This window comes from Neoroseomonas marina, from assembly GCF_012927745.1.
In the GTDB taxonomy this organism is placed as follows: domain Bacteria; phylum Pseudomonadota; class Alphaproteobacteria; order Acetobacterales; family Acetobacteraceae; genus Neoroseomonas; species Neoroseomonas marina.
In genome coordinates this window covers 147668-168620 of the sequence record NZ_JABBKX010000008.1, presented here as the reverse complement: position 1 = coordinate 168620, position 20953 = coordinate 147668, and the positions used below count along the sequence as shown (strand labels likewise).

Genomic DNA, 20953 nt, shown 5'->3' with positions numbered 1-20953 from the left:
GCGGTCATGACCGCTGTGACCGCCTGACCATGCGTCGCTACCTCCTGCTGTCCTGGGTGATGGCCGGGCTCGTTGCAGGCACGGTCGCGTTGCTGGCCGGCCAGCGCGAGGCCGCCCACTGGATCTGGTCCGCCGCCGGCCTGCCGGTCGCCGCGCATGTCGGCATCGGCCTCGTGCGGTCGCTGCTCGGCGGACGCATCGGCGTGGATGCCGTGGCGCTCGCCGCCATCCTCGGTGCCGTGCTGCTGGACGAAGCGGCGGCGGCGGCGGTGATCGGCCTCATGGTCGCGGGGGGCGAGGCGCTGGAGGCCTGGGCCGAGGGCCGCGCCACCCGCGCGCTCACGGACCTCGTCGCCCGCGCGCCGCGCCGTGCGGCCAGGGTGGACGGCGACAGCATCGAGGAGATCGACGCATCGGCCATCCGTCCCGGCGACCTGCTGCTGGTGCGCCCCGGCGAAACGGTCGCCGCCGACGGCGTGCTCGAGGACGCGACGGCGACGCTCGACGAGAGCATGCTGACGGGCGAGCCGCTGCCGGCCGCCTTCCGTCGCGGCGCATTGGTGCGCAGCGGCGGCGTGAATGCCGGTGCCGCCTTCCGCCTGCGCGCCAGCCAGGATGCCGAGGGCAGCACCTACGCTGCGATCCTGCGCCTCACCGAACAGGCCGCCGCGGCACGCGCGCCGCTGGCGCGGCTGGCGGACCAATGGGCGCTCGGCTTCGTGCTCTTCACCGCAGCGCTCTCCGCAGCGGCCTGGTTCATGACCGGGGATCCGTTGCGCGCGCTCGCCGTGCTGGTCGTCGCCACCCCCTGCCCGCTGATCCTGGCCGCGCCCGTCGCGCTCGTCGCCGGTATCGGGCGCGCGGCGCGGCGCGGCATCGTGGTCAAGGGTGGCGGGGCGCTGGAACGGCTCGCGCGCGTGCGCACCGTGCTGTTCGACAAGACCGGCACGCTGACCCCCGGCCGGCCGCGGCTCGCGGCGCTCGACGCCGATCCCGCGATCGGACGCGAGGCAGCGCTGCGGCTCGCGGGCGCCATCGCGCAGGGCTCGACGCATCCCGTCTCGGCAGCGCTGGTCGCGGCGGCGACGGCGCGCGGCATCGCCCTGCCGGTGCCGGAGACGGTCGCCGAGGTGGCCGGTGGCGGTGTCACGGGCATGGTCGAGGGCCATACGCTGCTGCTCGGCGCCGAGGGCTTCCTCCATGCCGCCGGCATCGATCCGCAGGCGGGCTTCGGCGTCGCGGCGCAAGTGGCCGCGGCAGCGGGATCGGTCGCGTGGCTGGCGATGGACGGGCGTGTCGTCGCCGCCTTCGTCATGGCCGATGGCGTGCGGCAGGAAGCACCGCGCGCGGTGCGACGGCTGCGCGCGCTCGGCGTGCGACGCATCGTGCTGGTGACGGGGGACCGTGCAGCGGCGGCGGCCTCGCTCGGCCGCGCCCTGCGGCTGGACGAGGTGTTTTCCGGCCAGGCGCCCGCCGACAAGATCGCCGCCGTCCGCAGCGAGGCCGCCGCCGCGCCGACCGCCATGGTCGGCGACGGGGTGAACGACGCGCCGGCGCTCGCCGCGGCCGATGTCGGCATCGCCATGGGTGCCGCGGGCACCGCGGCGGCGGCGGAGGCCGGCGACGTCGTGCTGCTGGTCGACCGCGTGGACCGTGCCGCCGAGGCCATCGCCATCGCGCGCCGGTCGCGCCGCGTGGCGCTGCAGGCGATCGCGCTCGGCATGGGGATGTCGGGCATTGCCATGGGCTTCGCCGCGGCGGGGTGGCTGGCGCCGCTGGCCGGCGCGCTGGTGCAGGAGGCGATCGACGTCTTCGCCATCCTTTACGCCCTCGGCGCGCTGCGGCCGGGGCCGGAGGAACAGGCGCCGCATGCCCTGCCGGCTGAGGCGGGGCTGGTGGAGCGGCACGAGGAGCACGCGGGCCTGCGCCGCCTGGCCGAGGCGCTGCGCGAGGGCGCCGAGGCGATCGGACCGGCGCCCGACTGCCTGCCGGCCCTCGCCGCGCTGGAACGGCGCCTGCGCAGCGAGGTGCTGCCGCACCAGCAGGAGGAGGAGCGCGCGCTCTACCCCGAGGCCGCGCGGCGGCTCGGCGGGCGCGACCCGATGGCGCCGCTGATCCGCATGCATGCGGAGATCGAGGCACTGACCGAACGCATCGCGACGCTGCTGCGCCTGGCCGAGCACGATGGCGCCTGGGGCGGGATCTCGGCCGAGCTGCGCCGCACCCTGTTCGCGCTGGAGGCGCTGCTGCGCCTGCACCTGACGGTCGAGGAGGAGATGCTAGCCGAGCTGCAGGGCCCGCAGGCCGGCAATTAGAGCCGACGGCGATAGAGCGCGATCAGCCGCTCCCAGTGCCGCTCGGCGGCGGGCTTGTCGTAGCACCAGCGCGAGGGGAAGGCGAAGCCGTGGTGGACGGCGGGATGAACCTCGAGCTCGCCCGCCGCGCCCGAGGCCTCGAACAGCCGGCGCAGCTCGTCGACCATGGGAAGCGGCGCGAGCTCGTCATGCTCGGCGCAGGAGATGTAGAGCTCCGCGCGCCCCTTCCCCAGGGTGAGGTGCGGGCTCTCCTCGGCGTCGCTCACGATCCAGGTGCCGTAGAAGGACGCCGCGGCGGCGACGCGGCCCGGATAGCGCGCCGCGGCGGCCAGCGCGTAGGGGCCGCTCATGCAATAGCCATGCACGCCGATGGCGCCGGGCGAGGCGATGCCACTACGGTCGAGGAAGGCGATCATCGCCGCGACATCCTCCATCACCGGCGGGATGGTCATCTTCGTGCGGATGGCGCGCATGCGGTCGCGCTCGGGGTCGCCCTGCGTCATCACGCCGGGGCCGAACTTCGTGTCGCGGCCGGCGCGGTAATAGAGGTTGGGCAGCAGCACGCAGTAGCCCGCGGTGGCAAGACGCCGGGCCATGTCGTGCAGTTCCTCCCGGATGCCCGGCGCGTCCATCAGCATCAGCACGGCCGGATGCGGGCCGTCGCGCTCCGGGCGGACGATGAAGGTCTCCATCGCCCCGTCGCGGGTAGGAATGTCCTCGGTGGTCTCGATCATGGACGGTTCCTCCTTCCGTCGAGGCTAGACCCGGGCTGGACGGATGGCGATGGCCGCAGGAACATCCCGCCCACTGCAACGGAGGACGCCCGAGCATGAAGCTCGCCTACTCGCCCAACAGCCCCTATGTCCGGAAGTGCCACGCCGCGGCGATCAAGCGCGGCATCGACGGGAAGATCGACTACTGGACGATCCCGACCTCGGACCCCGCGCTGGCCGCCATCAACCCGCTGTCGAAGGTGCCGACCTTCGTCACGGATGAAGGCCAGGTGCTCTACGACAGCCCGGTGATCTGCGAATACCTCGACAGCGTGGGCGATGCGCCGAAGCTGATCCCGCCGCCGGGCCCGGCGCGCTGGAAGGCGCTGACGCTCGCCGCCCTCGGCGATGGCATCCTGGATGCGACGCAGCCCCGCCGGCGCGAGGTCGCGCTGCCGCAGGACGAAGGCCGCAAGACCTACATCGTCCAGCAGCAGGCCAAGGTGACGCGCGCGCTGGACGTGCTGGAGGCGGAGGCCGACAGCCTCGGCAACCTCGACACGATCGGGGAGATCGCGGTGGCCTGCGCGCTCGGCTACCTCGACTTCCGCTACTCGCACGAGCCCTGGCGGCCGGGCCATCCGAAGCTCGAGGCCTGGTACGCCCGCGTCGCGGCCCTGCCGCCGATGGCCAAGACCGTCCCGCCGGGCTGAGTCCTCGCTCTGACGAACATCGTCACCCGATCAGGCACATCCGCCTGATCGGGATCTGCGTTAGCCCCAGGGACCTTCCAGCGCGGCGCGCGTCTCGGCCACACCTTCCGCCCAGATGCGCGCCATGTCGGCGTCGGGCTTCTGCCAGGCACCGCCATAGCTGCCGTCACCCAGCAATTCCCGCACGCGGGCCGGCGGCGCGGCCTTCATCAACGCCATATCGACCGGCGGCTTGGTGCCCTCGGGCGCCGGCGCGTGGGCGAGGCGCGTCCAGGGGAAGTTCTCCATCCAGTTGCCGTGGCTGCCGGAGGTGTCGACCGCCATCGCCGCCGCCCAGGTGCGCGGCGCGTTGTACCAGTTGTGGAACCTGATCGAGAGGCGCGGATCCTCGGCCATGATCTCCTGCGCCAGCGCGCCCACCGGCGCGTTCCCGCCATGGCCGTTGACGATCAGGATGCGCCGGAAGCCCGACCGCGCGGCCGAGGCGATGAGATCCCGCGCGACGGCGAGCAGCGTCTCGACGCGCAGCGAGACGCTGCCGGGGAAGGCGCCGAAGTACGGCGCGAGGCCGAAGGGCATCGCCGGATAGACCGGCACGCCGAGCGGCTCCGCCGCCTCCACCGCCACACGTTCGGCGAGGATCGCATCGACGCAAAGCGACAGGCCCGCATGCTGCTCCGTGCTGCCGAAGGGCAGCACGCAGCGGTCGTCGCGCGTGAGGTAGGCCTCGATATCGGCCCAGTTGCAGTCGGCGATCCTCATCGCGAGGCAGGCGCCACGTCCCAGGCGTAGGTTTCCTCGTCGCTGCGGCCGACGCGCAGCGTGGCGCGGTCGCGGCGCGTCGCCCAGGCCGAGCCCACGGCGGCGATCGGGATCACCACGCGGTCCGCGGTGAACAGCGCGCCGACCTGCTGCAGCAACTCGCGCCGCTTCGCGTCATCGAGCTCGACATTCGCCGCCTCGATCAGCCGGTCGACCTCGGGGTTCGCATAGCCGTTCCAGTTGAAGGCGCCGAGGCGGAGCTCGCGGTTGTTCGAATGCGCGTTCGCCGCGTAGTAGTAGTTCGCCTCGCCCGTCAGCGTGCCCCAGCCGGCCATGATGTTGGACAGCTCGCCGCGTGCGCGGGCGGGAAAGATGACGGCGGCGGGCTGGCCGGCGGCCTGCACCTCGATGCCGATGCGCGCGAGCATCTGCGCCATGGAGGTACCGACGCCGTTGTCGCCGGGCAGGCGGTTGTTGGTGAAGTTGAGCACCATGCGGAACCCGTTCGGGTAGCCGGCCTCGGTGAGCAACTGCCGGGCACGGGCCACGTTCGGCGCCGGGATCTGGATCGCCGGGTTGAAGCCGAAGATGTTGGGCGTGACCATCTGGCTCTGCGCCGTGCCCATGCCTTCCATCGCGATCTCCGCCAGCGCGCGGCGGTCGATGGCGAGATCGATCGCCTCCCGCACGCGCGGGTCGCGATAGGGGTTGGCCGCGAGGCGCGAGCCGTCGCGCGCCGTCACCTGCGGCGTCGTCTCCCGCTGGTCGAGGGCGAGGTTGAAGACATAGACCGTCTCGGCCTTGGTGACCGCCAGGGTCCGCTCGCGCTCGAGCGTCGGCACGTCGGCGGCGGGCACGCGGACGATCATGTCCACCTGGCCGGTGCGCAGCTGCGCCACGCGCGCAGCGGGGTTGGAGATCTCCCGCCGGACATGCCGCGCCCAGGCCGGGCGGGCGCCCCAGTAGCCGTCGTTGCGTTCGACCGTGAACTGCTCGCGCGGCGTCCAGGACCCGAAGCGGTAGGGGCCGGTCCCGATCGCGGCGCGACCGCTGTTGAAGGCCTCGTTGGAGGTCTCGGGCGTCAGCCCGGCAGTGGCGCGGGCGGAGACGACGAACAGGCGGATGAAGTCGTTGGGCAGGGTCGGCGCCGGTCCGTCGGTCACCACGCGCAGCGTGTGCGGGTCGACGATCTGCACCTCCCGCACGCGGCGGACATAGATGCTGGTGGGGTTGGGCCCCGTCAGCACCTGCATCCGGCGGATCGACGCGGCGACGTCCTCGGCCGTCATGTCCGATCCGTCGTGGAACTTCACCCCGCGGCGCAGGCGGAACTCCCAGGTCGTGGGGTTCACGATGGTCCAGGATTCCGCGAGGCCCGGTTCGATCTGCAGCTGGTCGCCCGAATGGGTCAGGGTGTCGAAGACGTGCTTCAGCGCCTCAGAATGGGTGCCCGTGGCGGTGAAATGCGGGTCGATGCTCTCGGGGCCCGCGATGACGCCCATGGTGAGCGTCTGGGCGGAAGCCGCGCCGGCCGCCAGCGCGGCCGCGGCGACGGAAGCGAGGGCGAGGCGTCGGAATGCGCTCGTCATGTTCTTGGTCTCCGGGGGAAGCGTCCTGCGCCGGGGATGCTGGAATGCCTTGCGCGGCCTGTAAACTGCCGGATAGTCGGCGCATGCTCGGTTTCGTCATCCAGCGCCTGCTCCAGGCCGCGCTCGTCATGGTGGCGATGTCGGCGCTGGTCTTCGCCGGCGTCTACGCGATCGGCAACCCGATCGACGTCCTGATCTCCCCCGACGCGACGCAGGACATCCGGGCCGAGGCGATCCGCCGGCTCGGGCTCGACCTGCCGCTCTGGCAGCAGTACCTGGCCTTCCTGGGCCGTCTGCTGCGGGGGGATTTCGGCACCTCCTTCGTGTTCGGCATGCCGGTGCTGGACCTGATCCTGTCGCGCCTGCCGGCGACGCTGGAACTGGCACTGGCCGCGGTCCTGATCGGCACGCTGGTGGGGGTGCCGCTCGGCGTCTATGCGGGCTACCGGCCGGACAGCCCGGTGGCGCGGGCGATCATGGCGGTCTCGGTGCTGGGCTTCTCGGTGCCGACCTTCTGGGTCGGGCTGATCCTCATCCTGACCTTCGCGGTGAACCTCGACTGGCTGCCAGCAGGAGATCGCGGGCCGACCGTCGAGGTCTTCGGCATCGGCTGGTCCTTTCTCACGCTCGAGGGCCTGTCCTTCCTGCTGCTGCCGGCGCTGAACCTCAGCCTGTTCAAGCTCGCGATGATGATCCGCCTGTCGCGGGCCGGCACGCGGGAGGCGATGCTGACCGACACGGTGAAGTTCGCCCGCGCGGCCGGGCTGAAGGACCGCACCATCCTGCGCCGGCACGTGCTGCGGCTGATCTCCATCCCGATCGTCACGGTGTTCGGGCTGGAACTCGGATCGACCCTGGCCTTCGCGGTGGTGACCGAGACGATCTTTTCCTGGCCCGGCGTGGGCAAGCTGATCATCGATTCGATCACCTCGCTCGACCGGCCGGTGATGGTCGCCTACCTGGTGCTGGTGGCCTTCCTGTTCGTGACGATCAACCTGGTGGTCGATCTCTCCTACGCGCTGCTCGACCCGCGGCTGCGCCGGCACGGGGCGGCGGCATGAACGCCTTCTGGCGCGAATACGCCGAGAACAAGGTGGCGCTCGCCGCCGCACTAATCGTGCTGATCATCGTCAGTGCGGCGCTCTCCGCGCCCTGGATCGCGCCGCAGGATCCCTATGACCTCGCCGGGCTGAACCTGATGGATGCCCGGCGGCCGCCGGGTTTCGTCGGATCGAACGGCTATCCGCATCTGCTGGGCACGGACGCGCAGGGGCGCGACCTGTTCTCGGCGATCCTCTATGGGCTGCGCATCTCGCTGCAGATGGGCGTGGCGGCGGGGCTGGTCGCGCTGTCCATCGGCGCGCTGCTCGGCATCCTCGCCGCCCAGGCGGGCGGGTGGATCGAGACCGCCATCATGCGGGTGGTGGACCTGCAGCTGTCCTTCCCGGCGATCCTCCTGGCGCTGGTGCTCGTGGCGGTACTGGGCCAGGGCAAGTCGCAGCTCGTGATCGCGCTGGTCGCCGCGCAATACGCCTATTTCGCGCGGACGGCCTATGGCGCGGCGAGTGCCGAGCGCCGCAAGGACTATGTCGAGGCTGCCGCGGCGACGCCGCTCGGCACGCTGCACATCGTCTTCCGTCACATCCTGCCCAATGTCCTGCCGCCGCTGATCGTGGTGGCGACGGTGCAGGTGGCGAACGCCATCTCGCTCGAGGCCACGCTCTCCTTCCTCGGCCTCGGCCTGCCGCCGACGGAGCCTTCGCTCGGCATGCTCATCGCCAACGGCTTCCAGTACATGATGAGCGGGCGGTACTGGATCTCGGTCTATCCGGGCCTCGCGCTGATCGTGCTCATCGTCGGCATCAACCTGGTCGGCGACCAGCTGCGCGACCAGACCAACCCCAGGCTGCGGCGATGAGCGCTCCGCGGAGGGGGCGATGACGGCCCCGTTGCTCGAGGTCACGGACCTTCGCACGCATTTCCTCACCCGCGCCGGGGTGGCGAAGGCGGTGGACGGCGTGTCCTTCAGCCTCGCGCCCGGGGAGATCCTCGGCCTCGTGGGGGAAAGCGGGTCGGGCAAGTCGGTCACCGGCTTCTCGCTGATCGGCCTGGTCGATCCACCGGGGCGGATCGTCGGCGGATCCATTTGCTTCGCCGGGCGCGACCTGGTCGGCCTGCCGCCCGAGGAGATGCGCGCCCTGCGCGGCCGCCGCATCGCCATGGTCTTCCAGGACCCGCAGGCGACGCTCAACCCGGTGCTGACCATCGGGCAGCAGATGGCCCTCGCGCTGCAGGCCCATGCGTGGGTTTCCGACCGCGCGGCGGCCGAACGCGCCGCCGCCATGCTCACCCGCGTCGGCATCCCCGAGGCCGCCTCGCGCCTGTCCAACTACCCGCATGAGTTCTCGGGCGGCATGCGCCAGCGCGTCGCCATCGCCATGGCGCTGCTGAACGGGCCGGAACTGATCGTCGCGGACGAGCCGACCACCGCCCTCGACGTCTCGATCCAGGCGCAGATCCTCGCCGAGATGAAGGCGTTGGCGCGCGAGAGCGGCACGGCGCTGATCTGGATCAGCCACGACCTCGCAACCGTCTCCTCCCTCGCGGACCGCGTGCTGGTCATGTACGCCGGCCGCATCGTCGAAAGCGGGCCGGTCGGCGAGGTGCTGCGCGCCCCGCGCCACCCCTACACGCGCGGCCTGCTCGACAGCCTGCCGGCGATGGCCGAGCCGGGGCAACGCCTGCGCCAGATCCCCGGCACGGCACCTTCGCTGCTCGCCCTGCCGCCGGGATGCCCCTTCGCGCCGCGCTGCCCGCGGGCGGATGCCGCCTGCGCCGCGCCGCCGCCGCCGCGCGTGGAAAGCGACGGCCGCCTCTTCCTCTGCCACCATCCGCTGGAGGCGGCGGCATGACCGCGCTGGTGGAAGCCCGCGCGCTGACGCGCCGCTTCGATCCGCGGCTGACCATCGGCGACCGCATCGCCGCCGCCTTCGGCGCGACCGTCGAGACGCGCACGGTGCGTGCCGTCTCCGACGTCTCCTTCGCCATCCGCAAGGGCGAGACGCTCGGCCTGGTGGGCGAATCCGGATGCGGAAAGTCGACGCTCGGGCGCATGGTCGCCGGCATCCTGCCGCCGAGCGGCGGGGCGATCAGCGTCGACGGCCAACCCGTCATGCGCGGCGGGCACAAGACCACGACGCGCATCCAGACGGTGTTCCAGGATCCCTTCGCCTCGCTCAACCCGCGCCGGCGCATCGGGGATACGATCAGCGAGGGGCCGATCGCGCATGGCCTCGTCACCCGCGCGGCCGCGCCGGCCTTCGTGGCCGACTGGCTCACGCGGGTCGGCCTCGACCCCGCGGTCGCGACGCGCTTCCCGCACCAGTTCTCGGGCGGGCAGCGCCAGCGCGTGGCGATCGCGCGCGCGCTCGCGATGCAGCCGGAAATCCTGGTCTGCGACGAACCGGTCGCCTCGCTCGACGTGTCGATCCAGGCGCAGATCCTCAACCTCTTCCTCGACCTGCGCGCGGCGCTGGGGCTGACCTGCCTGTTCATCTCGCACGACCTGTCCGTCGTGCGGCATGTCTCGGACCGCGTCGCGATCATGTACCTGGGACGGATCGTGGAGATCGGGGCGGCCGCGCGGATCTACGCCGCGCCGCGGCATCCTTACACGCAGGCCCTGCTCGACAGCGTGCCGAAGCTGCGGCTGGACGCGGCGAGCGTCGCGTTCCGCCCGATCGCGGGCGAACTCCCTTCCCCGCTCTCCCCGCCCGAAGGCTGCGCCTTCCACCCGCGCTGCCCGCGCGCGAGCGATCTCTGCCGGCGCGATCGCCCCGTGCTGACGGCGCAGCCGGATGGCACCGAGGTCGCCTGTCACCACGCCTGAGGCGCGGGTTCAGCCGTCTTCCGAGCGGATGCCGGCGGCGGAGATGACCTCGGCGAAGCGGGCTTCGGAGTCCGCCAGGCTGCGCTCGAATTCGGCGGGGCTGCTGGCGTGGATGACGAAGCCCAGCGCCTCGAGCCGTGCCTTCACGCCCGCGTCGGCGAGCGCATCGCGCCATGCCGCGTACAGGGCGGCGACGACCGGATCGGGCGTGCCCGTCGGCACCAGCACGCCCTGGGTGCTCGGCACGTCGAAGCCCGGCGCGACGCTCTCGGCGAAGGACGGCGTATCCGGCAGCGCCGGATCGCGCGCGAGCGTCGAGACCGCGAGCGGCACCAGCCGCCCTTCCCTTACATGCGTCGTCACCGCCGGCAGGGTGATGATCATCGCATCCACCTGCCCCGCCAGCAGGTCGAGCATCGCCGGCCCGCCGCCGCGATACGGCACATGCGTCACCTTCAGGCCAAGCTGCCGGTTCACCATCTCGCTGATGATGTGCGCGATGCCGCCGATGCCGGGGACGGCGAGGGTCACCCGCTCGCCACGTGTCCGCAGCGCCGCGACGTAGTCCCGCACGCTGCGCAGGCCCGACCGTGGGTGCGTCACCAGCAGTTGCGCCGCGCTGATCGTCATCGTCACCGCGCGCAGGTTCGCTCGCGCCCGGCCCTGGCGCGCGCTCAGCAGGATGTCCTGCAGCACGATGCCGTCGCCCGAGCCCACCAGCAGCGTATGCCCGTCCGGCGCGGCGCGCCCGACCTGCATGGCCGCGACGCGGCCTGCGGCGCCGCCCTGGTTCTCCACCACCACCGCCTGGCCGAGCCGCTGGGCGAGCAGCGGCTGTGCCGCCCGCGCATGGATGTCGAGCGTGCCGCCCGGCGCCGCCGCGACGACGATCCGGACCGGCTGGGTCGGCCGCCACTCCGCCGGCTGAGCAAGCACAGGCCCCACCAGCGCCGCGCCGCCCGCAGCCAGCAGATGCCGCCGATGCAACCTGATGTCGTCGGGCATGGTCCCGCGCGTTCCTGTCCGTTTCCCCGGACGAAGCCTAGGTGGCGCCGCGCGCGCGAGGCAATGCCAGGGGGGATGCCAGGCGCGGCGCTTCGGCTATCCTCCCCGCAAAGCAGTCAGGGGATGGAACCGTGAGCGACAGCCAGCGCGAGGCCGACTACGTGATCCTGGGCGGGGGGTCCGCCGGCTGCGTGATGGCCGCCCGGCTGTCCGAGGACCCCAACGTGAAGGTCATCCTGCTCGAGGCCGGGCCCTGGGATCGCAACCCCTGGATCCACATCCCGATGGGCTTCGCGCGGCTCTACGTCACGCGGAAGTTCGACTGGAACTACCAGACCGAGGCCGAGCCGGAGCTGAACGGGCGCAGCCTCTACTGGCCGCGCGGGCGCGTCATCGGCGGGTCGGGCAGCGTCAACGGCCTGGTCTTCCTGCGCGGCAGCCCGCGCGACTACGACCGCTGGGCGCAGTCCGGCGCGCGCGGCTGGTCCTACGAGGACTGCCTGCCCTCGTTCAAGAAGCTGGAGACCTTCGCGGGCCCGGACAGCGCGTACCGCGGCAAGGACGGCCCGGTGCGGATCGGGGAGGTGCCGGAACCCTCCCCCGGCTGCCGCGCCTTCATCGAGGCCTGCATGCGCCTCGGCTTCGAGCGCAACCCGGACAACAACGCCGCCTGGTTCGAGGGCGTGGCGCCGAACCAGCTCAACGTCCATCGCGGCTGGCGCTGGTCGCCGGCGACGGCCTACCTCAAGCCCGCGCTCGGGCGACCGAACCTCGTGGTGCACACCGAACGCCTCGGCCAGCGCGTCCTTCTGCAGGACGGACGCGCCGTCGGCGTCGTGGTGCGCGGTCCGGAGGGCAACGAGACCTATCGCGCCCGGCGGGAGGTGATCGTCTGCGCCGGCGCCATCGAAAGCCCGAAACTCCTGATGCTGTCCGGCATCGGCGACGGCGCCGCGCTGCAGGCCATGGGCATCCCCACCGCCGTGCACGCGCCGGAGGTGGGCAAGAACCTGCAGGATCACTTCATGATCCGCTACGCCTTCCGCACCAAGCCCTGCGGGACGCTGAACGAGATCATGGCCAACCCGGTGCGTGCGGCGGGGCTTGGCCTGGGGTGGTTCCTGCGCGGCAAGAACCAGATGGCGGTCGGTGCGTCCGAGGCGAGCCTGTTCGCCCGCGTGCTGCCAGGATCCGAAGAACCGGAAGTGCAGTTCCAGTTCGTGAACTTCAGCCTCGGCGACCAATCGCTCGGGGCGAGTTCGCTCGCCAGGTATCCGGGATTCACGTTCAACTTCTGCGTCTGCCGTCCCGACAGTCGAGGCGAGTTGTCGCTCCGCGCGCCGTCCGCCGACATCAAGCCGATCATCCGCCCGAACTACCTTACGGCGCCTTCGGACATTCGCATCATGCTGGAGAGCGCGAAGCTCGGCCGCCGCATCGCAGCCACCGAGCCCTTTGCCGGCCTGATCCAGCGCGAGGAATCGCCGGGCCTGGCCGTGGAGACCGAGGACCAGGTGCTCGACTACATCCGGGCGAATGGCGCAACCGTCTATCATCCCTGCGGCACGAATCGCATGGGCTCCGACGACCGGTCGGTGGTGGATCCGGAACTCCGCGTGCGGGGGGTGAAGGGGCTGCGTGTCGCCGACGCCTCGGTCTTCCCGCTGGTGCCGTCGTCGAACATCCACCCGGCGGTGCTGATGCTGGCGGAGAAGGCCGCCGACATGATCAAGCGCGCGGCCTGAGCCGCAGCACCAACAGAACGAGCAGCGCCAGCGCCGCGGCGACCAGGAAGACCTCCCGGTAGGCGGCGAGGAAGGCGGCGGTGGGCGCGGCACCGCCGGCCACGAAGGCCGCCTCCCGCACGCCGAGCAGCAGCGTCAGCAGCGAGGCCGCGGCGACGACGCCGAGCGTGCGCGTCAGCGTGGTCAGGCTGCCGGCGACGCCGCGATCCTCCCGCCGCATCGTCGCGGTGACGGCATCGGTATAGGCCAGGGTGAACAGGCCGGTGCCGATGCCCTGCACCGCGAGCGTCCCCATCAAGATCGGCAGCGGCGTCGTCGCCCCCCAGGTCGCGACGCCGAGCAGCCCCGCCGCGGTCAGCGCAGCGCCCGTCAGCACCACGTCCCGCGCCCCGAAACGTGGCACCGCCCAGCCGCCGAGCGAGGCCCCGAGCACCGCCCCGCCATGGCTCGCCGCCAGCATGACGCCGAGAGCCAGCGCGGACAGCCCCGCCACGCGCACCAGGTAGAAGGGCCCCACCAGCATCACCGCGAAGGCGGCGAAGTTCACCATGGCGTTGGCGAGGTTCAACGCCGCGAAGCCAGGTCGCCGAAACAGGCCGAGATCGATGATGGGCCGCGCGGCCCGCCCGCTCCGCCACAGGAAGCCCGCGAGGCTCCCGACCGCGATCACGGCGAGCAGCAGCGCGACCGGCGCCGGCGCGCGGTTCACCGCCAGCAGCGCCGTCGCGACGGTGGTGGTCAGCAGCACCGCGCCCGCGGCGTCGAAGGGCTCGCGCGCCTTGGCGACGGGTGCGGCGGGCAGTCCGCGCGCCAGCCACAGCGCGGCAAGCGCCAGCGGAACGCGGAACCAGTAGACGCCCTGCCAGTCCATCGCCTGCACCAGCACGCCGCCGAGCAGCGGCCCGCTCGCCTGCGCCGCCGCGAAACCGGTCGCATAGGCCGCGAGCGCCTTCACGCGCATCCCTTCCGGGAACAGGTTCGCCGCCAGCGCAGGCCCGCAACCGATGGCGAGCGCCGCGCCGATCCCCTGCAGCACCCGCGCGCCGAGCAGCGCGCCGTAGGTCGGCGCCAGCGCGCAGAGAGCCAGCGCCACCGCCGACCAGGCGAGCCCGATGCGGAACACCCGCGCATGGCCGAAGATGTCGCCGATCCGTCCGACCGCCAGCATCAGGCTGCCATAGGTCAGCACGTAGCAGATCGGGATCCACTGGATCGCCGCCACCTCCAGTCCGAAGGCGACGACGATCGCGGGAAAGGCGACGTTCACCGAACTGTCCAGCGGCACGATCGCGGTGCCGAGGAAGATCGGCAGCAGCCGCACCAGGTCGCGCGGTGTCATCGCCGCGCGGTCAGTCGACCGCGAGCAGTTCCACCTCGAACAGCAGCGTCGCGTTGGGCGGGATGACGCCGCCGGCGCCGCGCGCGCCGTAGCCCTGTTCCGGCGGGATCACGAGTGTGCGCTGGCCGCCCACCTTCATGCCGGCGAAGCCGTTGTCCCAGCCCTGGATGACGTAGCCGGCGCCGAGCTCGAAGCTGAAGGGATCGCCGCGGTCGCGCGAACTGTCGAACTTGCGGCCCTTGTTGTCCGGCGCCTCGGGGTCGAAAAGCCAGCCGGTGTAGTGCACGGTGACGGTGCGGCCTGCGGTGGCCTCCTCACCCGTGCCGATGAGCGTGTCGGTCATGGCGTATTCTCCCTGCCGATGAGTGTCACGGGGATGCTCTACAGGCTCGGCGGGCCGCCGTCATCGGCCCCGCGTTCGCGCAGCGCGCCGAGAATGGCGCGCGGCAGGTCGCCCTCGAACAGCGCCTCGGGCACGAAGGGCAGACGGCGGCGCCAGTTGGGGCGCTCGCGGTCGGTGCCGGGCAGGTTCACGCCGATGCGCTCGCCGGCGAGATCCTCGGCCTGGACGAGCATCAGCGCGCTGGGTGCGGCGGCGACGAAGCCGTGGACGGCGGCGGCGGCCTCAGGCCCGTAGGGGCCGTCCGGGATGCCGCAGGCGGCGCAGAGCACGGCGCGGTCGCGCGCGCGGTCCTGCAGCGCCGGTTCCGCGGCGGCGATGCCGAGGGCGGCGCGTTCGACGATCTCCGCACCCTCCCACCAGCCGACGAGCGGCGCGAGGTCGTGGGTGGAGACACAAGCGGCGGCCAAGGCCGGCCAGGTCCGCGGGTCGCGGAAGCCCGCGCCGTCGCGCTCGAACCACAGCACGCGATAGGCGAGCACGCCGGCATCGGACAGGCGGTCGGTGAAGCCCCCGGGCACAGTGCCGAGCGCCTCCCCGACCACGGCGCAGCCGGCCGCGTGGCTTTCGCGCGCCAGGGTCGCGAGCATCCCGGCGCCATCGCCATGCAGGTAGCAGCCTTCGGAAGCCCGGGCCCCCGCCGGCACGACGAAAAGCCGCTCGAGCCCCATCGCGTGATCGAGCCGCATCGCCCGCGCATGGCGCATATTGGCCACGAGCAGCGCGGCGAAGCCGGCATGGCCCGAGGCCTCGGACGCGTGCGGGTTCGGCACCGGCAGGCCCCAGACCTGGCCCTCGGCCGAGAAGGGATCGGGCGGCGCGCCGATCGAGAAGCCGTCCAGGAAGGCGCCGGGCTGGGACCAGATTTCAGCGCCGTCAGGCGCGGCGCCGACGGCGAGGTCGCGATAGAGTCCCGGCCCGGCCGCAGCGGCCGCGGCGAGTTGCCGGTCGCAGAACCATTGCAACGCGGCATGGAAGCGGATGGCGTCGGCCTGTTCGGCGCGGAAGCGCGCGACGGCGGGATCGGCCGGATGCGCAAGGCCGGACGGCCAGGCAGCGCGCGGTCCATGGCGGTCGGCGAGCGCGGCGAAGGTGCAGAAATCAGCGAGCGCCGACTCGTCCAGCGCGCGGAAGGCAGCATGGTCCGGCGGCAGCGCCCGGAATGCGGCCTCGAGCACGCCGCGCTTCGCCGTCCAGACAGCGGGGTAGTCGACCAGCGCGCTGCCACGCAGTGCCGCGAAGACGGGTTCGGCCGCGGCGAGCGCCGCGCGCACGGCGGGCGCGCCGCCGACATCGGGCAGCGCCGTGACGTCGAGCAGCACGGGTTCGAGGAAGCGGCGGTCGGAGGGCTGGTAGGGGCTGGCGCGGTCGCGTTCGACCGGCATCAGCGCGTGTGGCGGGCTGAGGCCGATCAGCGCCGCGCCGCGCCGACCCGCCACGGCGGCGAGGCGCGCGAGCGCGCCATAGTCGCCGATCCCTTGGTCCGCCGCATGGCGCAGCGCGAAGGTCTGCGCGACGACGCCGAAGCGGCGGCCCTCCGGCGGCGGGGCGCAACGGCCGGCGTGTTGCGCCGTCGTGCGCGGAGCGGCGCGGCGGCGGGCGAGGCTGTCGCGCGCCTGGATCGCGGTTTCCGCTGGCAGGCCGAGCGCGCCGAGCAGCGCGCGCAGCGTGCCCTCGGGCACCGCATGGCGCGTGCCGGCGATGTCGTGCCAGGCCGTCGCGATCCCGGCGGCTGCGGCGAGTTCGGCCAGCAGCGCCGTATCGGGGGCGGTGGCGGCTCGCGGCGCGGAAGGTGCTTCCGCGCACCAGATGACGGACCGCGGCGCGAGCGGCAGCCGACCGCGGACCTCGCCCTCCCGCGCCGGATCGGCGCTGTCGGCGATCAGCGTCCAGCAATGCCCCGCGCGTGGCGGCGGCAGGTGCAGCGTCGCCTCGGTCTGGTCGCCGTGCAGCACGACCAATACGCGATCGCCCACGGCATGGAGCAATGCCACGACGCTGCGCGCGCCCGGATGAATCCAGTCGCCATCGGTCATCGGCGCGCCATCGAAGCGCAACCAGCGCACATCGGCCTCGCCGCCCGCATCGACCGTGCCGGTCAGCGGCGCCGCAGAGGCGAGTGCGGGATGCCGGCGTCGCGCCGCGACCAGCCGCGCGGTGAAATCGACCAGCCCGTCATCGGCGCTGGCCCAGTCGAACCAGGACAACGGGTTGTCCTGGCACCAGGCGTTGTTGTTGCCCTGCTGGCTGCGCCCGGCCTCGTCGCCCATGGAGAGCATCGGCGTGCCGCGCGCGGCGAGCAGCGTCGCCAGCAGCGCCCGCACATCCGCCTTTCGCCGCGCGAGAATGGCGGGATCGTCGGTCGCGCCTTCGACGCCGGTGTTCCAGGACAGGTTCTCGTCCGCGCCGTCGCGGTTGCCCTCGCCATTCGCCGCATTGTGCTTCCGCGCGTGGCTGACGAGGTCGGCCAGTGTGAACCCGTCATGCGCCGTGACGAAGTTCACGCTGTCGGTCGCGGGACGTGTGCCGAAGACGTCGCGCGATCCCGCGAAGCGCGTCGCGAAGCCGCCAAGGCTGCCGGCATCGCCACGCCAGAAGCGGCGCGTCTCGTCGCGGAAGCGGTCGTTCCACTCGCCCCAGCCGGGCGGAAAGGCGCCCAGGCGATAGCCGCCATGCCCGACATCCCAGGGCTCGGCGATGATCCAGCGATCCGCGAGCACGGGATCCTGCCGCATCGCCTGCAGCAGCGGTGCGAGGGGATCGAAGCCTCCCGCCCGCCGCCCCAGCGTCGTCGCGAGGTCGAGCCGCAACCCCGCGAGACCGGCCTGCGCCACCCAGTGCCGCATGGCATCCATCGCCAGCCGCAAGGGCCAGGGATGATCGAAGGCGAGGCTGTTGCCGCAGCCGGTCTCGTTCGCGTAGCGCCCGGGCGCGCCGGTCCGGGTGCGATACCAGGCGGCATCGCCGAGGCCTCGCAGCGAGAGCGTCGGCCCATGCTCGTCGCCCTCCCCCGAATGGTTCAGCACGATGTCGAGGATGGTGCCGATCCCGGCCTCGGCCAGGGCGGCGACGGCGGTGCGGACGTCAGACATGCCGCCGGGCGCGAGGCGCGGATCGGGCGCCAGCCAGCCGACCGTGTTGTAGCCCCAGTAGTTGGTCAGCCCGAGCGGCGGCAGGTGCCGTTCATCCACCCAGGCCGCGCAGGGCATGAGCTCGACATGCGTAATGCCGAGCCGCCGCAGATGCCCGATCGCCGCGGGATGCGCGAGGCCGGCGAAGGTGCCGCGGATCGCCTCGGGGATGCCCAGATGGGTGCGGGTGAAGCCGCGGACATGCAGTTCGTAGATGACGCGCCCGCCGGTGATGCGCGGCGGTGCGGTGGGCGGCAGCGGCGCGGTCAGCACCGCCTTCGGCATGGCGGCGGCACTGTCCGCACCCGTTTCGAACATGGTGGGATCGAGCGCGAAAGGCCGGTCGATCGCGCGCGCCCAGGGGTCAAGCAGCAGCTTCGCGGGGTCGAAATGCTGTTCCGCCGGGCCGTGCGCACGCAGGCCATAACGCGCGCCCTCGGTCAGGCTCGGCGCGAAGCCGTGGAAGACATCGCCAGTCCGGCCAGGCAGGCGCCAGCGCGCCGCCTCCCGCGCGCCCGTCGCATCGAACAGACACAGATCGACCGCCGTCGCGCCCGGCGCCGGGATGGCGATGTTCGCCCCGCCCTCGACGAGGTGGACGCCGAGCGGCGCCGGCGCGCCCTCATCCATGCCGCGCGGCGATGCCCTTCAGCAGCGCGGCGTAGCGCTTCGCCGACGGCCCCCAGGACACGTCCGTCGCCATGCCGCGCGCCTGGATCGCGCGCCAAGTCGGCGCATCGCGGAACAGCGCCAGGGCGCGCCGCAACCCGGCAGCGAGCGAATCCGCACGCCCCGGCGCGACCTGCACGCCCGTGGCGCAGCCCGCGGCGAGCGCCATCGGATTGGCGTCGATGATGGTGTCCGCCAGCCCGCCCGTGCGCGCGACGACGGGCGGCGCGCCGTAGCGCAGCGCCGAGAGCTGTACGAGCCCGCAGGGTTCGAAGCGCGATGGCACCACCATCGCATCCGCGCCGCCATAGACCTGCCGTGCACGGCCCTCGTCGAAGCCGATGAAGACGCCGGCACGGCCCGGATGCGCCGCGGCGAAGGCGTTGCAGGCCTGTTCCAGCGCCGCATCGCCCGATCCGATCAGGGCGAACTGGGCGCCGCCGTCCATCAGCACCCGCGCGGCCTCGAGCAAAAGATCCGCACCCTTCTGCCAGGCGAGTCGCCCGATGAAAGCGAACAGCGGGACCGCTGGATCTGGCGCCAGCCCGAAGGCGTTCTGCACCGCCGCCTTGTTCGCCGCGCGCGGCGCCGGGTCAGCCGCCGAGAAGCGCGCGGCGAGATGCCGATCCGTCTCCGGGTTCCAATCCACCACGTCGAGGCCGTTGAGGATGCCGTGCAGGTCGCCCGCGCGCCCCCGCAGCAGCCCGTCGAGGCCCATGCCGCCCTCCGGCGTCAGGATCTCCTCGGCATAGGAGGGCGAGACGGTGTTGATCGCATCCGCGAACCACAGCCCTGCCTTCAGGAATCCGACCGCGCCATAGTACTCGAGGCCTTCACGCGCGAAGGCCTCGGGCGGCAGCCCCAGGGCGGGGAAGACGCTCGCCGGGAACTTCCCCTGGAACGCCATGTTGTGGATGGTGAACAGGCAGGGAATGCGCTTCGGCGCGAAGCGCAGATAGGCCGGCACCAGCCCCGCCTGCCAGTCATGCGCATGGACCGCCGCGACGCCGAGATGCTGCGCGGCGATCGAGGCCGCGCTCGCAAAGGCGGCGAAGCGGATGGCGTTGTCGCCCCAATCCCCGCCGCCCGGCGCGACATAAGGCCCGCCCGGCCGGTCGAACAGGTGCGGCGCATCGAGCACCAGCAGGTCGAGTCCCCCCTGATGCGCCTGCAGCAGCCGCGCCGCGCCGCCGAAATGCCGTGGCAGGTCGAGCAGGACGCGCGGCTTCGGCAGCGCGCCCATGACGGTGCGATAGCCTGGCAGCAGCGTGCGGACGGCAACGCCCTCCTGCGCCAGCGCCGCCGGCAACGCGCCGGCGGCATCCGCCAGGCCGCCCGTCTTGATGAGGGGATAGGCCTCGGACGTGACGGCGAGAACCTCGAAGCCCATGGATCAGCCGAGCCTGTCGATCATCGGCTGGGTGACGAGGCAGATCCCCGCTTCCGTGCGCCGGAAGCGCGCGGCGTCAGCGACCGGATCCTCGCCGACCACCAGGCCATCGGGGATCGCCACACCACGATCCACGATCACATTCGTGAGGCGCGCCCCCCGCCCCACGCTGACATTCGGCAGCACCACCGCACCGTACAGGGACGCATAGGAATGCAGATGCGCGCCCGTCGACAGGAGCGAATACCGCACCCGCGCACCGGACACGATGCACCCGCCGGAAACGAGGGAGGAGACCGCCTCGCCGCGCCGCCCATCCTCGTCATGGACGAACTTCGCCGGCGGCGTCACTTCCGCGTGAGTCCAGATCGGCCATTCGCGATCGTAGAGATCGAGTTCGGGCACGATCTCCGTCAGGTCGATATTGGCCTGCCAATACGCGTCCACGGTGCCGACATCGCGCCAATAGGGCGCGGCCTCCGCGCCCGAGCGGACGCAGGACCGTTCGAAGCGATGGGCGAAGGCGCGGCCGTGCCGGACGAGGTAGGGAATCAGATCCTTGCCGAAATCATGCGACGAAGCGCCGTCCGCATGGTCGCGGCGCAGTTGGTCCGCAAGGAGCTTCAGGTCGAAGACGTAGATGCCCATCGAGGCGAGGGCGTGGTCCGGCTGACCGGGAATTGGCGGCGGATCGACCGGCTTCTCCACGAAGGCGGTCACGCGGTCCGCCGCATCGACATGCATGACGCCGAACCCGGACGCCTCGGCACGGGGGACGGTGATGCAGCCGACCGTGACGTCGGCGCCCGTCTCCACGTGCTGCGCGAGCATCTTCTCGTAGTCCATCTTGTAGATGTGATCGCCGGCGAGGATCACCATGAATCGCGGCGCATAATCCTCGATGATGTCGAGGTTCTGGAACACGGCATCCGCCGTGCCGAGATACCAGGACCGTTCGTCGACGCGCTGGCTCGCCGGCAGGATGTCGAAGGTTTCGTTACGTTCGGGTCGCAGGAAGTTCCAGCCGCGCTGCAGATGGCGGATCAGGCTGTGAGCCTTGTATTGCGTCGCGACGGCGATGCGCCGGATGCCCGAATTCAGCGCGTTGGACAGCGCGAAATCGATGATGCGCGACTTGCCGCCGAAGAAGACCGCCGGCTTGGCGCGGCGGTCCGTCAGTTCCAGCAGTCGCGACCCGCGGCCGCCCGCGAGGACGTAGGCCATGGCGTGGCGCGCATAGGGCGGGCCAATGGTCGGGCGGTCATCCGGCATCTCGCGAACCCCCTTCGTGTG

General features: G+C 72.2%; 16 protein-coding genes. 7 read left to right on the top strand and 9 right to left on the bottom strand.

Annotated features, from left to right (window positions below; all coding sequences use genetic code 11):
* The first annotated feature begins 29 nt into the window (after nt 1–29).
* A complete protein-coding gene (locus GWK16_RS20065) occupies nt 30–2315 on the top strand; it encodes a heavy metal translocating P-type ATPase (protein ID WP_170055738.1) in 2286 nt (761 codons plus the stop codon).
* Here the strand turns inward: GWK16_RS20065 and GWK16_RS20060 are convergent.
* Complete coding sequence (locus GWK16_RS20060; protein WP_168042470.1) at nt 2312–3049, bottom strand: dienelactone hydrolase family protein; 738 nt, start codon at nt 3047–3049, stop codon at nt 2312–2314. The genes GWK16_RS20065 and GWK16_RS20060 overlap by 4 nt on opposite strands.
* Nucleotides 3050–3144: 95 nt before the next feature.
* On the opposite strand from GWK16_RS20060, the gene GWK16_RS20055 reads away from it, so the two are divergent.
* Complete coding sequence (locus tag GWK16_RS20055; RefSeq protein ID WP_170055737.1) at nt 3145–3741, top strand: glutathione S-transferase N-terminal domain-containing protein; 597 nt, start codon at nt 3145–3147, stop codon at nt 3739–3741.
* 60 nt (nt 3742–3801) lie between these two features.
* On the opposite strand, the gene GWK16_RS20050 is transcribed toward GWK16_RS20055, so the two are convergent.
* The gene (locus tag GWK16_RS20050) at nt 3802–4503 is read right to left on the bottom strand and encodes a creatininase family protein (RefSeq protein WP_170055736.1); all 702 of its coding nucleotides are present in this window, start codon (nt 4501–4503) and stop codon (nt 3802–3804) included.
* Nucleotides 4500–6092, bottom strand: coding sequence for an ABC transporter substrate-binding protein (locus tag GWK16_RS20045; RefSeq protein ID WP_170055735.1), 1593 nt, complete (start codon nt 6090–6092; stop codon nt 4500–4502). Before GWK16_RS20045 ends, GWK16_RS20050 begins: the two co-directional genes overlap by 4 nt.
* Nucleotides 6093–6175: 83 nt before the next feature.
* Between GWK16_RS20045 and GWK16_RS20040 the strand changes: the two genes are divergently transcribed.
* The 4 genes from GWK16_RS20040 to GWK16_RS20025 are packed head-to-tail and all read left to right on the top strand — an operon-like array spanning nt 6176 to nt 9981.
* On the top strand, nt 6176–7153 hold the full coding sequence (locus GWK16_RS20040) for an ABC transporter permease (RefSeq protein ID WP_170055734.1): 978 nt from the start codon (nt 6176–6178) through the stop codon (nt 7151–7153).
* Entirely contained in the window at nt 7150–8010 is an 861-nt protein-coding gene (locus tag GWK16_RS20035; protein ID WP_170055733.1) for an ABC transporter permease, read from the top strand. Before GWK16_RS20040 ends, GWK16_RS20035 begins: the two co-directional genes overlap by 4 nt.
* A 19-nt stretch (nt 8011–8029) precedes the next feature.
* Complete coding sequence (locus tag GWK16_RS20030) at nt 8030–9004, top strand: ABC transporter ATP-binding protein (RefSeq protein WP_170055732.1); 975 nt, start codon at nt 8030–8032, stop codon at nt 9002–9004.
* Complete coding sequence (locus GWK16_RS20025; protein WP_170055731.1) at nt 9001–9981, top strand: ABC transporter ATP-binding protein; 981 nt, start codon at nt 9001–9003, stop codon at nt 9979–9981. The genes GWK16_RS20030 and GWK16_RS20025 overlap by 4 nt, the downstream gene beginning before the upstream one ends.
* Before the next feature lie 9 nt (nt 9982–9990).
* Here GWK16_RS20025 and GWK16_RS20020 read toward each other — a convergent pair whose 3' ends face one another.
* Nucleotides 9991–10986 (bottom strand): Bug family tripartite tricarboxylate transporter substrate binding protein, encoded by a 996-nt coding sequence (locus tag GWK16_RS20020; RefSeq protein WP_170055730.1) that lies wholly within the window; start codon nt 10984–10986, stop codon nt 9991–9993.
* 131 nt (nt 10987–11117) lie between these two features.
* Between GWK16_RS20020 and GWK16_RS20015 the strand changes: the two genes are divergently transcribed.
* Complete coding sequence (locus GWK16_RS20015; RefSeq protein ID WP_338144523.1) at nt 11118–12731, top strand: GMC family oxidoreductase; 1614 nt, start codon at nt 11118–11120, stop codon at nt 12729–12731.
* Here the strand turns inward: GWK16_RS20015 and GWK16_RS20010 are convergent.
* From GWK16_RS20010 to glgC, 5 genes are read right to left on the bottom strand one after another with little or no spacing between them, the layout of a single operon-like run.
* On the bottom strand, nt 12715–14070 hold the full coding sequence (locus GWK16_RS20010; protein WP_170055729.1) for an MFS transporter: 1356 nt from the start codon (nt 14068–14070) through the stop codon (nt 12715–12717). The two genes, GWK16_RS20015 and GWK16_RS20010, sit on opposite strands and share 17 nt — an antisense overlap.
* A 10-nt stretch (nt 14071–14080) precedes the next feature.
* On the bottom strand, nt 14081–14413 hold the full coding sequence (locus GWK16_RS20005; RefSeq protein WP_168042460.1) for an FKBP-type peptidyl-prolyl cis-trans isomerase: 333 nt from the start codon (nt 14411–14413) through the stop codon (nt 14081–14083).
* Between the two features lie 38 nt (nt 14414–14451).
* Nucleotides 14452–18231 (bottom strand): glycogen debranching protein GlgX, encoded by a 3780-nt coding sequence (gene glgX, locus GWK16_RS20000; protein ID WP_170055728.1) that lies wholly within the window; start codon nt 18229–18231, stop codon nt 14452–14454.
* Nucleotides 18224–19660 (bottom strand): glycogen synthase GlgA, encoded by a 1437-nt coding sequence (glgA, locus tag GWK16_RS19995; RefSeq protein ID WP_170055727.1) that lies wholly within the window; start codon nt 19658–19660, stop codon nt 18224–18226. Before glgA ends, glgX begins: the two co-directional genes overlap by 8 nt.
* 3 nt (nt 19661–19663) lie before the next feature.
* Entirely contained in the window at nt 19664–20932 is a 1269-nt protein-coding gene (gene glgC / locus GWK16_RS19990; RefSeq protein ID WP_248291510.1) for a glucose-1-phosphate adenylyltransferase, read from the bottom strand.
* Between the last annotated feature and the right edge of the window lie 21 nt (nt 20933–20953).

Bases quoted from the DNA above. Each gene is read 5' to 3' on its own strand.
- GWK16_RS20005 (WP_168042460.1), bottom strand. From the start codon at position 14,413: ATGACCGACACGCTCATCGGCACGGGTGAGGAGGCCACCGCAGGCCGC.
- glgX (WP_170055728.1), bottom strand. From the start codon at position 18,231: ATGGATGAGGGCGCGCCGGCGCCGCTCGGCGTCCACCTCGTCGAGGGC.
- GWK16_RS20035 (WP_170055733.1), top strand. From the start codon at position 7,150: ATGAACGCCTTCTGGCGCGAATACGCCGAGAACAAGGTGGCGCTCGCC.
- GWK16_RS20055 (WP_170055737.1), top strand. From the start codon at position 3,145: ATGAAGCTCGCCTACTCGCCCAACAGCCCCTATGTCCGGAAGTGCCAC.
- GWK16_RS20020 (WP_170055730.1), bottom strand. From the start codon at position 10,986: ATGCCCGACGACATCAGGTTGCATCGGCGGCATCTGCTGGCTGCGGGC.
- GWK16_RS20040 (WP_170055734.1), top strand. From the start codon at position 6,176: ATGCTCGGTTTCGTCATCCAGCGCCTGCTCCAGGCCGCGCTCGTCATG.
- GWK16_RS20030 (WP_170055732.1), top strand. From the start codon at position 8,030: ATGACGGCCCCGTTGCTCGAGGTCACGGACCTTCGCACGCATTTCCTC.
- GWK16_RS20065 (WP_170055738.1), top strand. From the start codon at position 30: ATGCGTCGCTACCTCCTGCTGTCCTGGGTGATGGCCGGGCTCGTTGCA.
- GWK16_RS20060 (WP_168042470.1), bottom strand. From the start codon at position 3,049: ATGATCGAGACCACCGAGGACATTCCTACCCGCGACGGGGCGATGGAG.
- GWK16_RS20025 (WP_170055731.1), top strand. From the start codon at position 9,001: ATGACCGCGCTGGTGGAAGCCCGCGCGCTGACGCGCCGCTTCGATCCG.
- glgA (WP_170055727.1), bottom strand. From the start codon at position 19,660: ATGGGCTTCGAGGTTCTCGCCGTCACGTCCGAGGCCTATCCCCTCATC.
- GWK16_RS20010 (WP_170055729.1), bottom strand. From the start codon at position 14,070: ATGACACCGCGCGACCTGGTGCGGCTGCTGCCGATCTTCCTCGGCACC.
- GWK16_RS20045 (WP_170055735.1), bottom strand. From the start codon at position 6,092: ATGACGAGCGCATTCCGACGCCTCGCCCTCGCTTCCGTCGCCGCGGCC.
- glgC (WP_248291510.1), bottom strand. From the start codon at position 20,932: ATGCCGGATGACCGCCCGACCATTGGCCCGCCCTATGCGCGCCACGCC.
- GWK16_RS20050 (WP_170055736.1), bottom strand. From the start codon at position 4,503: ATGAGGATCGCCGACTGCAACTGGGCCGATATCGAGGCCTACCTCACG.